The sequence below is a fragment of the Methylovirgula sp. genome (genome assembly GCF_037200945.1).
Taxonomy (GTDB): domain Bacteria; phylum Pseudomonadota; class Alphaproteobacteria; order Rhizobiales; family Beijerinckiaceae; genus Methylovirgula.
In genome coordinates this window covers 3,646,158-3,659,447 of record NZ_JBBCGP010000001.1, presented here as the reverse complement: position 1 = coordinate 3,659,447, position 13,290 = coordinate 3,646,158, and the positions used below count along the sequence as shown (strand labels likewise).

At 59.8% G+C, this 13,290-nt stretch carries 14 protein-coding genes and 1 tRNA gene; 10 read left to right on the top strand and 5 right to left on the bottom strand.

Annotation, left to right across the window (positions count from 1 at the left end):
- Positions 1 to 107: 107 nt before the first annotated feature.
- Positions 108 to 803 (top strand): response regulator transcription factor, encoded by a 696-nt coding sequence (locus WDN02_RS17855; RefSeq protein WP_337294762.1) that lies wholly within the window; start codon positions 108 to 110, stop codon positions 801 to 803.
- A 21-nt stretch (positions 804 to 824) separates the two neighbouring features.
- Here WDN02_RS17855 and WDN02_RS17850 read toward each other — a convergent pair whose 3' ends face one another.
- Positions 825 to 1,100: a hypothetical protein gene (locus tag WDN02_RS17850; protein WP_337294761.1), complete on the bottom strand. Its 276-nt coding sequence runs from the start codon at positions 1,098 to 1,100 to the stop codon at positions 825 to 827.
- A 281-nt stretch (positions 1,101 to 1,381) separates the two neighbouring features.
- Between WDN02_RS17850 and WDN02_RS17845 the strand changes: the two genes are divergently transcribed.
- Positions 1,382 to 1,741, top strand: a complete 360-nt coding sequence (locus WDN02_RS17845) for a hypothetical protein (protein ID WP_337294760.1) — start codon at positions 1,382 to 1,384, stop codon at positions 1,739 to 1,741.
- A gap of 138 nt (positions 1,742 to 1,879) precedes the next feature.
- Here the strand turns inward: WDN02_RS17845 and WDN02_RS17840 are convergent, their stop codons facing one another.
- The gene (locus tag WDN02_RS17840) at positions 1,880 to 2,086 is read right to left on the bottom strand and encodes a hypothetical protein (RefSeq protein ID WP_337294759.1); all 207 of its coding nucleotides are present in this window, start codon (positions 2,084 to 2,086) and stop codon (positions 1,880 to 1,882) included.
- A gap of 1,012 nt (positions 2,087 to 3,098) precedes the next feature.
- On the opposite strand from WDN02_RS17840, the gene WDN02_RS17835 reads away from it, so the two are divergent.
- The 3 genes from WDN02_RS17835 to WDN02_RS17825 all read left to right on the top strand — a co-directional run bounded on the left by WDN02_RS17835 (position 3,099) and on the right by WDN02_RS17825 (position 6,402).
- Positions 3,099 to 4,352, top strand: a complete 1,254-nt coding sequence (locus tag WDN02_RS17835; protein ID WP_337294758.1) for a threonine/serine exporter family protein — start codon at positions 3,099 to 3,101, stop codon at positions 4,350 to 4,352.
- Positions 4,353 to 4,373: 21 nt separating this feature from the next.
- A complete protein-coding gene (locus WDN02_RS17830) occupies positions 4,374 to 5,096 on the top strand; it encodes a YoaK family protein (protein WP_337294757.1) in 723 nt (240 codons plus the stop codon).
- Positions 5,097 to 5,274: 178 nt separating this feature from the next.
- Positions 5,275 to 6,402 carry a cupin domain-containing protein gene (locus WDN02_RS17825; RefSeq protein ID WP_337294756.1) on the top strand — a complete coding sequence of 376 codons (1,128 nt, stop codon included), beginning with the start codon at positions 5,275 to 5,277 and terminating at the stop codon, positions 6,400 to 6,402.
- 342 nt (positions 6,403 to 6,744) lie between these two features.
- Here WDN02_RS17825 and WDN02_RS17820 read toward each other — a convergent pair.
- Positions 6,745 to 6,819 (bottom strand) — tRNA-Val (locus WDN02_RS17820).
- 71 nt (positions 6,820 to 6,890) lie between these two features.
- Positions 6,891 to 7,574 carry an HAD-IA family hydrolase gene (locus tag WDN02_RS17815; RefSeq protein ID WP_337294985.1) on the bottom strand — a complete coding sequence of 228 codons (684 nt, stop codon included), beginning with the start codon at positions 7,572 to 7,574 and terminating at the stop codon, positions 6,891 to 6,893.
- A gap of 157 nt (positions 7,575 to 7,731) precedes the next feature.
- Here WDN02_RS17815 and WDN02_RS17810 point away from each other — a divergent pair, with 157 nt between their 5' ends.
- The 5 genes from WDN02_RS17810 (at position 7,732) to WDN02_RS17790 (ending at position 12,111) form a co-directional block, all read left to right on the top strand.
- Complete coding sequence (locus WDN02_RS17810; RefSeq protein WP_337294984.1) at positions 7,732 to 8,067, top strand: hypothetical protein; 336 nt, start codon at positions 7,732 to 7,734, stop codon at positions 8,065 to 8,067.
- A 47-nt stretch (positions 8,068 to 8,114) separates the two neighbouring features.
- The gene (rpiA, locus tag WDN02_RS17805; RefSeq protein WP_337294755.1) at positions 8,115 to 8,819 is read left to right on the top strand and encodes a ribose-5-phosphate isomerase RpiA; all 705 of its coding nucleotides are present in this window, start codon (positions 8,115 to 8,117) and stop codon (positions 8,817 to 8,819) included.
- Positions 8,816 to 10,243: a glutathione-disulfide reductase gene (gene gor, locus WDN02_RS17800; RefSeq protein WP_337294754.1), complete on the top strand. Its 1,428-nt coding sequence runs from the start codon at positions 8,816 to 8,818 to the stop codon at positions 10,241 to 10,243. The genes rpiA and gor overlap by 4 nt, the downstream gene beginning before the upstream one ends.
- A 133-nt stretch (positions 10,244 to 10,376) precedes the next feature.
- The gene (locus WDN02_RS17795) at positions 10,377 to 11,762 is read left to right on the top strand and encodes a 3-deoxy-7-phosphoheptulonate synthase class II (protein ID WP_337294753.1); all 1,386 of its coding nucleotides are present in this window, start codon (positions 10,377 to 10,379) and stop codon (positions 11,760 to 11,762) included.
- Between the two features lie 88 nt (positions 11,763 to 11,850).
- Positions 11,851 to 12,111 (top strand): hypothetical protein, encoded by a 261-nt coding sequence (locus tag WDN02_RS17790; RefSeq protein WP_337294752.1) that lies wholly within the window; start codon positions 11,851 to 11,853, stop codon positions 12,109 to 12,111.
- Between the two features lie 45 nt (positions 12,112 to 12,156).
- On the opposite strand, the gene WDN02_RS17785 is transcribed toward WDN02_RS17790, so the two are convergent.
- Positions 12,157 to 13,290: a ceramide glucosyltransferase gene (locus tag WDN02_RS17785; RefSeq protein WP_337294751.1), complete on the bottom strand. Its 1,134-nt coding sequence runs from the start codon at positions 13,288 to 13,290 to the stop codon at positions 12,157 to 12,159.

Genomic DNA, 13,290 nt, shown 5'->3' with positions numbered 1-13,290 from the left:
CGCGGCGACGGCAAGGATTTGCCGTTGTGCCATGCTCTCGAAGAAAGCCGATTTCAATGCCTGCGCAAGATGTTACATTTTCGGAGGCAAAACGGTCGGGACGCACGATGCTGGAGCGGTTTTTAATCGTTGACGATCACCCGCTGTTCCGCGAGGCGCTTCAGAACGCCATTCATCTTGCATTTCCGGTTGCGGAAACTCTCGAAGCCAGCTCGATTGACGAAGCACGAAAAATTCTCGAGGCGGAAGAGAATATCGACCTGCTGCTGCTCGATCTCTCGATGCCGGGCACACATGGCTTTGAGGGCCTTTTGGCCCTACGGCGCCAGCGTCCGCGGCTGCCGGTCGTGATTGTCTCAGGGCTTGAAGATAGCCGTATCGTTGCCGAGGCTCTCGCCTGCGGCGTCGCGGGCTTTATTCCGAAATCGGTTCGCAAGCCCGAGTTGGCGTCCGCGATTCGTAATGTCATGAACGGCATGGTTTACGTACCGGAATGGTATGCCCCTGATCAGACGCCTCCCGTCAATGATAGCGTCGGGGTTGCCGCGCGGCTGAAGACCCTCACCCCGCAGCAATTGCGCGTGCTTGAGATGCTTCGGCAGGGCAAGCTCAACAAGCAGATTGCGCATGAGCTCAGCGTCGGTGAGACGACGGTGAAGGCGCATATCACTGAAATTTTCCGCAAACTCAACGTGCACAGCCGCACGATGGCAGCGATGCAACTGGCGAAAGTGGATTTTGCGGCTGTACTGGCCGATGCCGGCATTTCAGAAAAACGCCCGCGGCGCACAACGGACGCCTGAGGCGCCCGGATATTCAGAGGCCTAGCGCCGAATCAATTGTGCCTGCAGACCCGGACGATAGTCGCGATAACATGCCGTCCAAATCTGGCGCCGCTCAACGGCGCTGATGTGGAGCAGCTTCGCATAATAATTTTGTTCAGCAAACGTCAGATGGCGCACATCATCGCAAGTGAAGGCTTGGGCGGACGATGAAACAGCGCAAGCGGAGATCAGCAAAAGCGCGGCACCGGCAAATTTCTGAATATTGATTTTAATCATCGAATCGGTCTTCAACGGCATCATTTCTCCTTTGGCCATTGCGAACGCAGGCCTGCAAGTTCCGTGTCAAATTGATGAAGACCGGCACTTGAAGGGCAAAGACGGCGCATTTGTGTCGGCAGATGGAGGTTTGAGACATGAATGACATACTCATCGGCCCCTCAACTTGTGTTCAGGATGGGACGCCTATTGTCCCGAACTGAGCGGAGGGCGAAGCGGGTCCACTTGATTTGTGCCATTGCGCACAAGCCGGCGTTTTCACGCCGCGAAACTTTTTAGGCCCCGCTTGGTTTAACCGCTATCGACGCGGAGGTCATGGCATGAAAAAGCTGCGCATTCTCATTGTGGAAGACGATGTCGTCGCGAGGATCGCGCTGGAAAGCGTGCTGACGGACATCACCTCGGTTGCCGTGATTGCCAAACGTTCCGTGGCTGGCGCAAGCGAGGTCTTGGGCGAGCGATTCGACATCGCCTTCATTGATGTTAACGCCGCAGATGGTGAGACGTTTGGGCTGGCGTCTGTGTTGACCGCGCGCGGTGTGCCGGTCGTTTTCACGGGCGACAAATCATTAGCTTTGCCGACCGCCTGGCGTCGCTTTGCTTTCATCTCCAAGCCACCGCGCGCCGCGGCGGTTCGTCAGGTTTTGGCTCAGGCTGAAGAAGTTCAACTTGTGGCGTAGCCCAGTCTCCGCAACCCGGAGGCGGCGGAAGAATTCTGCGCCGACGTCCTTCTCAGAACTCTACCCAGCAAGACTGCCGACCTATGGGTGGGACCGCGGCTCTTCGACAAGTCTCGTCGTATAGAATGCCAGCCGCTGCTAGGGCTTTTTCCGCGGCGTAGTCGGCGGCGTACCAACGCCGGTCTCTGGCTGCGTCTGCGACGGCGGGTCGCTTGCAGGAAAGGATTCTTCCAACGCCTCGTCGAGTTCGCTGTCCTCCGGCTTTGCCTTGGTCGCAGCTTTTGCCTTGTCCACAGCGTCGCGTTTAGCGGCTTCCGCGGCAAGAGACGGGTTCGATTTGGTCATAATCGTCCTCCAGCTTTAACAACGTTCGGCCAAAATTAAGGTTGCGTCGATGCGATTTGCATCCAGCCGTGATGCGCACATGACTTGTCAATTCTAACTCCATGATCGGGTCCCGACCGCGGATGGTCCGGCCACAGCGAGTTGCCGACGCCACTTTCGATCGGAAGGCAATGCCCCAAGTTTCATTGCGGGATATGACTCGCCCAAACTTCCAACATAAGTCGATACCGTCGCCCCGCTAAAGTCTATGAGGGCCCGCAAGATTTGAATACCATCCGTGCTGCTCTAAGCAGCGGGATCGAAAGCTATTGAGAACGCACACGCCGTCAAAACTAGTAAAATCAAATGGGTATGGTGGAGTTTAGATGAATCAAGCCTGTAACTCGCCCTGTGCCGGGAGCCTACCTCGACATTCGGGTGATCGGCGGAAAGCACTCGTTGCTCTTCGGGGCATTACGCAGGCTTTTCAAGTAAATTCTTAAAGCATGGATCCGTGCTAGATTTACTCGAGTCAATCCGGCCGGCAAATGTTGGGCGATGCTTTCAATCGCCCGAGATAATTTTGGTCCTGTGGAATATCTGATCGAGCCGGTTCTTCAATCCGAGAGCCACCGGCTGGCGGCATTTGGACCAATACTTTCCGAACGCCAGGACTGACGATTGGAAGTTGCAGCTCGCAGGACAACGCGTCGAGATTATGAAGCCCGATGTCAAACGCGGAGGCCTGCTGGAATTGGCCCCGAGCTCGTCACTGCGGCAGACCGCTCGTTGGCCGTGCTGTTGGCGCCTCGGCTGGGGCATCGAGCGTGGCTTCATCTCGCTCAGCATCTTGGAAAAATGTTTCCCGGACGGATTGACGGTTAGCGGTTGGCTTCCGAAGCTGAAGAAAATAATCCCCTCATATGGATATCGTTGATCGAGGATGCTGATCTGGTCGGCGCGTTCGCGCGGATACGGCCCCTGTCCGCAGAGATCGAGAACATCTGAGCGCCTTAGCGACCACGGAGGAGCTGTGACGCCGGATCAGCGTGTCGATCTCGTCCTTGCCTTTGCCAGGGTTCTTTACGTCAACGGGCAGGCCACGACGCAAACTTTGGACGCCGCCCGGCGTCTCGGCCGCGCGCTGCGGCTACGGACGGCGATCCGGCCGCACTGGGGTGGCCTGTACCTTGTGGCTGAAGATAACGGCGTCAGGTCGAGCGGACACGTGGCGGCCATGCCGACGGGCATCGAAATGGACCGTGTCGTACAGGCGATGCAGGTCATTGATGCCATCGAGTCGGGGCGCCTGGAACCGCGGGCCGCAATGGATGTGATCGATAACATCTCCCGGTCGCCGCCGGCGCCGCTATGGCTCTTCGCGTTGGCCGCTGGGCTGGGCGCCGTGGCATTGTCGGTTATCTTCGGGGTCCACCATGCGGCAGGCGTGGCGCTGATATTCTTGAGCGCCGGGGGTGGCGCTATAATGCGCCGTACATTGGGGCGGCTGAGTTCGAATCTCTTCCTCCAGCCCTTTTGCGCGGCGCTTCTCGCCGGCGTTATCGGGGCGCTTGCGGTCCGCTACGACATCAGTTCGTCATTGCGACTTGTCGCCGTCTGCCCGTGCATGGTTTTGCTGCCCGGGCCGCATTTTCTCAATGGTGCGTTCGATCTCGCGAGTGGCCGAATGGCGCTCGGTGGCTCCCGTCTGCTTTATGCCGGGCTCATCGCCGTCGCGATTTCAGTTGGGCTGTTGTCCGGGTTGGCCCTGTTCGGCATCAATTTTCCGGCGGATCCGGCCGATGGAACTGTGGTCCCTCTTTGGCAGGACGTTATCGCAGCAGGCGTTGCGGTCGCGGCCTATAGCATTTTCTTTTCGACGCCGCTGCGCATGCTTCCGTGGCCGATGGCGATCGGCATGTTCGCCCACGCCTTGCGATGGGCCGCGCTGACCCAATTTGGATTGAGTACCGCGACGGGGGCCTTCATTGCTTGTGTTGCCGTCGCATTGATCCTCACTCCGGTCTCGCGAATAACCCACATGCCATTCGCAGCAATCGGCTTTGCTTCGGTGGTGTCGATGATACCCGGCGTCTACCTATTCAGGATGGCTGGTGGCCTCCTTCGACTGCTCACTATTCCGCAAACCAACTCCACTCTGCTCGGCGCGACGATCGGCGACGGCTTGATGGCGACGGTCATTATCCTGGCGATGAGCTTCGGGCTCGTCGTTCCGAAATTGATCATCGATTATTTCGGCAATCTTCGAAACATGTCTCTGCCATAGGATACGAACATGCCAGGAGGGATGCTGAATCGCGAAGTGCCGCAGCGGCGCGGCTTGACACAATTACGGCTCGCGATTGTCCTGGCCGCGAGCCTCGCCATGATTGCCGGCTTTCTCGACGCCTATGGCATGATCGAATGGGCGACCTACGTGTCATTCATGAGCGGCAACACTACACAAACGGGATATCGTCTGGGCCAGGGTAATTGGACGGCGGCGCTGCCATCGGCGATCGCCATCGTTTCCTTTTTAAGTGGGTCCTTCGTTTCAATCTTGCTCACCCATTCCCAGGTCCGCGCAAGCCGGCGGCTGATTTTGGGGACGATCTTACTGATTTTGATTGGGGTTATGGGATTTAGTCTCGGCGGTGTCCGGACGAGTGCGCCCTTCATAGCGGCGATTGGCTTCGCCATGGGACTTGTCAATGCGACGCTGCCGCGCGTCGGCGCGCAATCTGTGAATCTAACTTATGTGACCGGCGCATTGAACCGCCTCGCCACACATCTCGCGCTGGCCGTCAAAGCGGTTCCCCTTCAAGATAGCGAGGGCCCGTGGGACACACATATGTTTCGTGCCAGCATCCTCGCCGGCATCTGGTGTAGCTTCTTCGTCGGCGCGTTTATCTCGGGCGCGATGACTCCACATTTCGGAGCGGCGGATCTGTGGATTCCGATACTTATCCTGCTGAGCCTCTTGGTGGCCGACGACATTTTCCCGCATTCCGAGACTTATAATTCCCGGTAGCGCCCCGAGGCTTGCTGCGCGTAACCGGACTAAGGTTTGCGAACCCGTACGCAGGCCACGGCTATGGGCCGTGCGATTCAGTAACGAGCCATAAAATCGCGAAAGCAAGATAAGCGAAATAGTGCTATTTTCGCGTCTGGGATTCAGAGGATTTATCGACAGCCTGAGGAGTGCAGCCATGTCGCACGCAAAAGCAGACCAGAGCGACCCGGGTCCGGAAAATCGAACCTTATTGCGGGCAAACCCCAGCAGCAACGATCCGCCGTTTACGGACCACGGAAACCCCGGTCCCCTGTGGTACTCGTTCGACCTCGCTCCCAAACGCGTCCAGCCGGGAGGATGGACCCATCAGGTCACGCAACGCGAACTCCCGTCTTCGAAAGATATCGCGGGCGTGAACATGCGTCTTACTTCGGGATCTTTCAGAGAGCTCCATTGGCACACGGCGAACGAATGGGCCATCATGCTGACCGGAAGAGCTCGCGTCAGCGTCTTCCAAACCGATGGGAGAATGTTCATCGATGACTTGGGGGCCGGTGACCTTTGGTATTTCCCCGCCGGGCTTCCGCATTCGATCCAGGGTTTGGACCACGATGGCTGCGAGTTTCTTCTCGCTTTCGACCAAGGGGATTTTTCCGAAGATAATACATTTCTCGTATCGGAGTTTTTAGCGCATACGTCCCCGGAGCTTGTGGAAAAGAACACAGGCTGGTCGAGGGTGGCGTACGATCGACTGTCGCGGGAACAACTCTATATATTTGAGGCTGCGCTCCCCAGGCCGCTTGAGGACGACAAGAAATTTCTCGGCAAGTATCTCGAGACCGTCAATCAATATACGTTCAAACAATCTTCGATGCCGCCCGCCGAGGTTACGCCCGGCGGCGAAGTTCGCATCATAGATTCCCGAAATTTTCCCATATCGACCGGGATCGCGGCAGCCATCGTGACGATCAAGCCCGGTGCGTTGCGCGAAATGCATTGGCATCCGAATAAGAGCGAATGGCAATATTGGCTGCGTGGCAAGGGCAGGATGACTGTGGTCACGACGGGCGGCACGGCCCGGACCATAGACCTCAAAGCGAACGACGTCGGTTACGTGCCGAGCATGTCAGGTCATTGCATTGAAAACACCGGCGCGGAAGATCTCGTCTTTGTCGAGCTTTTCGCCGCCCCTCACTATCACGACATCTCCTTGAACCAATGGATCGCCCGCATGCCGGATAAAATGGCGGCGGCGCATTTGAAGCTCGATATCGAGACAATCCGACAGGCCCCGCAACAAAGGACGCCTGTCATATCGCGATAGCGCGCTGAGCCTGAGAGATTTGGCATTGGCATACCGACGTCGCGCCGCCCTTGGCGGTCCATCGGGCGCGCGACGACGCCGTGCGTGGCTGGCTTTGACAGACATTCGCGGGCGTACGGAGAATCCTCGTGAAGTTTTCGCACGAAGTATCGATCCCGTTATCAAAGGATCGCATCAACTTAGCCGGTTGGCTTTTTGAGATGACCGAGCGGCTTCGAGATCAAGAGGACAGATACCGATCATATTCCACGCATGGAACGCGGATGTTCGCAAGCCGTTCTGCGTCGAGCTGCGCAGTCCGGCAAAATCATTTCTGTATGTCTTTGGAAATCAAAGGGCTAATGGTGGGCGCGACAGGGATTGAACCTGTGACCCCTCCCGTGTGAAGGGAGTGCTCTCCCGCTGAGCTACGCGCCCTCAGCCCTTGGGTTTACGCAGCCCGGCGCGGCGAAGTCAAGCCGCAGAGGCTCGCGGCGCTCAGACGGCATTCACCGTGCGGGGTGAAACGCGCCGATGTCCGCAACCGCATCCCATAAAGCATCGAAATGCGAGATGACGCGGTTTGGCTTGTAGGTGGCGACATGCTGGTCGGTGTAGCCGAAATCGACGGCCACGACCGGAATATTGGCGTTCTGCGCCGTCTCGATATCGGTCTTGGAATCGCCGACCATGATTGTGCGGTCGCGTGTGCCGCCAGCCTTGTCGATCGTCGAAAGCAGGGCGCGTGCGTCCGGCTTGCTGACGGGGAACGAATCCTTGCCGCAGATTGCGGTGAAACGGTCGGCGACGCCGAGCGCCTCCAGCAGCAGTTCGGACGATTTGGTGATCTTGTTTGTGCAGACGGCGAAGTGCCAGCCGGCCGCCTCGAACCGGTCGAGCGCCGCGCCAACGCCGGGAAACAGCGTCGAAGAATCGGCGATATGCGCGTCGTAATGGACGAGAAAATCATCGAACATCTGGTCGATTTTCTGCCTCGGCATTGAGACGCCCGCGTGGGTAAGGGCGCGCTCGATCATGAGACGGGCGCCGCCGCCGACCATGGCGCGCGCCGAGTCGTAAGTGACCGGGGCGACGCCGATTTCTGCCAGCACCTGGTTGAGAGTGGCGACAAGGTCGGGCGCCGTTTCGGCGAGCGTACCGTCGAGATCGAAGACGAGGAGGGGCTTTGTCATGCCGAGGGCATAGGCGTCCCGCGGCGAAGGATCAAGTTTCGCAATCGCCCTGCGCCGGCGCGTCGCAGTTTTCACCCCTCTCGCGTATAAATAGGAGCCGATTCGCCCGGAGCGTCTGATGCTGGAATCTCGTTGTCTTGCCTGCCTCTGCCTTGCAATGGGCCTGTCGGGCTTGGGCGCTGGCCGCGCTGCCGCTGCCAATTACGACTTCCTTGCTGCGCCGGAGCGGGATCTGAACCGGGTTTTTCATCTTGATCGCGCGACCGGCGAGATCGGCGCCTGCCAATACGGCTTGAAGGAAGGCACGATCGGCGTCACGCTTTGCTACGAACCGGGGGAGGGCGCCGGGCCGCAACCCGCGAGTGACTATTCACTTGTCGCCTCAAGCCACGAACATGAGGGCGGCGTCTTCCGCGTCGATCTACGCAGCGGCAAGATGTCGATCTGCTACGTGCTCAACGACAAGGTCGTTTGTACGCCGCCGGCGAAATGACAATTCGCGCGGTTGACGGGCGCGCGGCGAGAGCCTAGCTGCCTCGCATGAGCAATGCCGATGATCTGAAACGCCAGGCGGCCGCCAAAGCGCTGGAACTGGTCAAGCCGGGGATGCGTCTGGGCCTCGGCACAGGCAGCACGGCGGCGCATTTCGTCGATCTGCTCGGGCAGCGCGTCGCACAAGGTCTCGATGTCATCTGCGTTCCGACGTCGGAGCGCACCCGCGCCCAGGCGCAATCGCTTGCCATTCCGCTGGCGGAGTTGGACGACCTGCCGCAGCTCGATCTGACGATCGACGGTACGGACGAGTTCGATCCGGCGTTGCGGCTCATCAAAGGCGGCGGCGGCGCCCTGTTGCGGGAAAAGATCGTGGCGGCTGCCTCGCGGCGCATGGTCGTGATCACCGATGCGTCAAAGGCCGTCGAGACGCTCGGCCGGTTTCCGCTGCCTGTCGAAGTCAACCGCTTCGGCGCCGAAGCCACGCGTCGCTTGATCGAGCGTGAGGCTGCCAAAGCCGGGTGCAGGGGGCCGCTCACCTTGCGAACCGAGAAGGGCGCGCCTTACGTGACCGACGGCGGCCATTATATTTTTGACTGCGCCTTCGGCACCATCCCGGCGCCGGAGGAGCTCGCAGCGCGGCTTGTCGCTATCCCGGGCGTGGTCGAACATGGCTTGTTCATCGGCTATGCGCAGGCGGTGATTTCGGCGGCCGCGCAGGGCATCGAAGTTTACGGGAGCCTTGAGCCATGACTGACTTCGACGTCGATCTCTTCGTCATCGGCGCGGGTTCGGGCGGCGTGCGCGCCGCGCGGGTCGCGGCCGGCTATGGCGCCAAAGTCCTCGTGGCCGAGGAATATCGGATCGGCGGCACCTGCGTCATCCGTGGCTGCGTTCCGAAGAAGCTGATGGTCTATGCCAGCCGGTTTGCGGATGACTTTGCCGATGCGGAAGGTTTTGGCTGGACTGTCGGGGAAACCTCCTTCGATTGGGGCAAACTCATTGCCGCGAAGGACAAGGAAATTTCCCGGCTTTCGGCGATCTACCGCGCAAATCTGGAAAAGACCGGCGTTGCGTTCGTCCAAAGCCGCGCAATCGTCGAAGATGCGCATACAGTCCGCATCCTGGCCGAAAACCGCACCGTCAGGGCGCGTTACATCCTGATCGCGACCGGCGGTGCGCCCTTTCTCGGCCCGGAAATTCCCGGCCGGGAATTGGCGATTACGTCGAACGAGATTTTTGATCTCAAGGAACAGCCGAAGCGCATCCTCATCGTCGGCGGCGGCTATATTGCGGTTGAATTTGCCTCGCTACTCGAGCGCCTCGGCAGCAAAGTCACCGTCGCTTTGCGCGGCGAAAATATCCTGCGCGGCTTCGACGAGGACGCGCGCTGCTTTTTACGTGATAGTTTAACTGAGCGAGGAGTTGAATTTAAATTCAATGATATGCCTGTCAGACTTGAGAAAAAAGATGAAGCAATCCATGCGAGTCTTGCTCAGGGCGAAATCCTTGAAGTCGATCAGGTGATGCTGGCAATCGGCCGGCGCCCGGCGACGCAAGGTCTCGGTCTCGATAGGGCTGGCGTCCGGCTCGACGCGGTCGGTGCGGTTTGCGTCGATTCCTTTTCGCAATCGTCGGTGCCGTCGATCTACGCGGTCGGCGATGTGACCAATCGGGTCGATCTGACCCCTGTCGCAATCCGCGAAGGGCACGCCTTTGCCGATACGGTCTTCGGCGGCAAGCCGCGCGCGGTCGATCATATGCATCTGCCGACGGCCGTGTTCACGACGCCGGAACTCGGCACTGTGGGCATGACGGAAGAAGAGGCGCGCCTGAAACATACGGTCGTGGACGTTTTCAAGACGAGCTTCCGGCCGCTCAAGGCGACGCTGTGCGGGAGTTGCGATCGGGTCTTTATGAAGATCATCGTCGATGGCGAGACCGACCGCGTGCTGGGCGTCCATATTATCGCGGGCGACGCCGGGGAAATGATCCAACTTCTCGGAATCATTATCAAAATGGGCGCGACCAAAGCCGATTTCGACGCCACGATGGCCGTGCACCCGACCTCGGCCGAGGAATTGGTGACGCTGCATACCCGCACCATGCGCTACGAGCAGCCGAAGCTCGATCCGGGCGAGGCGCCGGCGTTGATGGACGAGGAGCAGATGCCCTGATCAGGGCTGTCTGGTTCCGCGGCGCGGCCTCTGCCGGGACGTCCCAATTGCGGGTCGCAATCGGCTTCACATATATGTTAAAGACCCGGCGCGTTTATTTGCCTCGGCAATTGCTGCCAACTGGATGAGACTCATGCTTTCCGAACCCTGGTCGCCAAAAACCTGGCGGACAAAGCCCATCGAACAGGCGCCGGTTTACCCGGACATCGCCGCGCTCTCGGATGTGGAGCGGCAGCTGGCGTCGTTTCCGCCGCTCGTCTTTGCCGGCGAGGCGCGCAAGCTGAAGGCGCTGCTGGCGAAGGCGTCGAAGGGAGAGGCGTTCCTGTTCCAGGGCGGCGATTGCGCCGAAAGCTTCGCCGAACACGCGGCCGACAATATCCGCGATTTCTTCCGCGTCTTCCTGCAGATGGCGGTGGTGATGACCTTTGGCGCGGCGCTGCCGGTGGTCAAGGTTGGCCGCGTCGCCGGCCAATTCGCCAAGCCGCGCTCCGAGCCTTTCGAGAAGAAGGGTGATGTGTCGCTGCCGAGCTATCGCGGGGATATCGTCAATGACATCGCCTTCACCGAGGCGGCGCGCATCCCCGATCCGCAGCGCCAGCTCGATGCCTATCGGCAGTCGGCTGCGACGCTCAATCTGCTGCGCGCTTTCGCTTCGGGCGGCTACGCCAATCTCGAGAATGCGCATCGCTGGATGCTGGGCTTCATCAAGGACAGCCCGCAATCAGCCCGCTATCAGGAACTGGCCGACCGGATCACCGAGACGCTCGGCTTCATGCGGGCGATCGGGCTTGACCCGGAGTCGCATCCGGAATTGCGGCAGACGGATTTCTACACGTCGCATGAGGCGCTGCTGCTCGGCTTCGAAGAGGCGCTGACCCGCGTCGATTCGACGACCGGCGATTATTACGCGACCTCAGGCCATATGCTCTGGGTCGGCGACCGCACGCGCCAGCTTGATCACGCGCATATCGAATATCTGCGCGGGATCGAGAACCCGCTTGGGCTCAAATGTGGCCCGTCGCTGACGCCGGAAAACCTGATCCAGCTTATCGAACGGCTCGATCCCGCCAATGAGCCGGGACGGCTGACCCTGATCTGCCGGTTCGGCGCCGATAAGATCGGCGACCACCTGCCGAAGCTGATCCGCGCCGTTCAGCGCGAGGGCCGCAACGTGCTGTGGGCCTGCGACCCCATGCACGGCAACACGATCAAGGCGGTGTCGGGCTACAAGACGCGGCCCTTCGAGCGCATCATGAGCGAAATCCGCAGCTTCTTTGCCGTACATCACGCCGAAGGTAGCTACGCCGGCGGCGTGCATCTCGAAATGACGGGCAAGAACGTCACCGAATGCACCGGCGGCGCGCGCGCGATTTCGGAGGCTGATCTTTCAGACCGCTACCACACCTATTGCGACCCGCGTCTCAACGCCGAGCAGGCAATCGAAGTTGCCTTCCTCGTCGCGGAATTGCTCAAGGCTGAGCGGCTGCAACGCCCGCTGGCGGAAGTCGCGGCGGAATAGAACATCCGCCGTCGTTCGCGGCGTGTTCCTCCTGTGCTATACGAACAAGGTTCGTCAGTCGAAGAACTGCGACACAGGAGGAAAGTCCATGGCGTGGAAAACGACGATTACGGTGCTGGCTGTTTTGGCCTTCGCGCCGCCGGCCTTCGCGACAGAAATGATGTCTGGCCATCATGCCTGCCCGTCCGGTGACAAGAAGGGCAGCTGCATGGTCCATCAACAGCATCATTACATGGGTCATCATGCTTGTGCGCATGGCAGCAAGAAGGGCGGCTGCATCATGCAGCACTCAATGGGCCATCATGCGACGCCATCCGGCGACAAGAAAGCCGGTGCGATGACGCATTAGCCGCGTCGCAATTGCCATTGTGGAATTTTTGGTCGGCCGAGTGCGTTACGTGCTCGGCCGTTCCTTTTCGCGCATCGTCATTTCGTTGCCGCGCCAGACGAAATCGTTGACGACCCATGCGTCGACGTAGACGACGGGCAGCATCAGGTCACGCAAAAGGAACAGAAACGGCATCCGCCAGGAAAAATGCCATTTGTTGGACAGGGCCAACGCGGCCTCGCCGCTATAAAGCACGCCAAGGACAAGGGCTGCGGCCAGCAGCGGGTTGAAGCCGAACAGCGCGCCGGCATAGGCGCCGATGACGGCGGGCGTCGCGGACCCTGACAGAATTTCCGGCAGGAAATGCAGCGGAAACGTCTTGCGCCGCATCCGCGCCCAGCGGATTTGCCGGCTCCAGATATCCGGCAGCGTCCGTTTGCCCAGAGGCTGCGGGAAGGGACTGTCGACAAGATTGATATGAAGACCGGTGGAACGCACGACCTTCGTGGAGGCGGCGTCTTCAGCGATCTCCATCGCGAGCGCGCGGATGCCGCCTGCGGCGTCGAGAATATCGCGACGCCAGAGCATGTTCTTGCCCTGGGCAAAGCCGGTGCCGACACCGTCGGCGGCATATTGCCAGCGCGCTTGATAGGTATTGAGGAAGGCGATCTCGAGTTCGGCCCAGACATTCTGCGGATGCGAGCCTTGTGGCATCGAGCAGACGAGGCCAGTCGTCGGCTTCCAGGCGGCCATGAGCCGCTGGATATAGTCGCGCGGCATCAGCACATTGGAATCGGCGAGAATAATCCAGTCGTGACGCGCCGCTTCCCAGCCGCGCACGCAATTGTTGAGCTTTGGATTGGCGCTCACCCGCTCCTCGCCGATGATCAGCCTGGCCGGCACCTGCGGATTGGCCGCGATCAGCTTTTGCAGCACTGGGATGACCGGGTCGTTGCTCCGGGCGACGCCGAAGATGACCTCATAGTGCGGGTAGTCGAGCTTGAAACTCGACCCGAGCGTGTCCTCGCAGAAATTATCGATGCCGCAACAGGGGCGCACGATCGAAACGGGGGGCGCGTCCGGAGCTGGCGGCAGCGGGGTTGCGCGCGGCTTTGAGTGCCAGATCGCAATACCGTCGCTGATCAGATTGAGGACGACCAGAACAAGACATGTGAGGGCCAAGGCCCAGGCTAGCGTCAT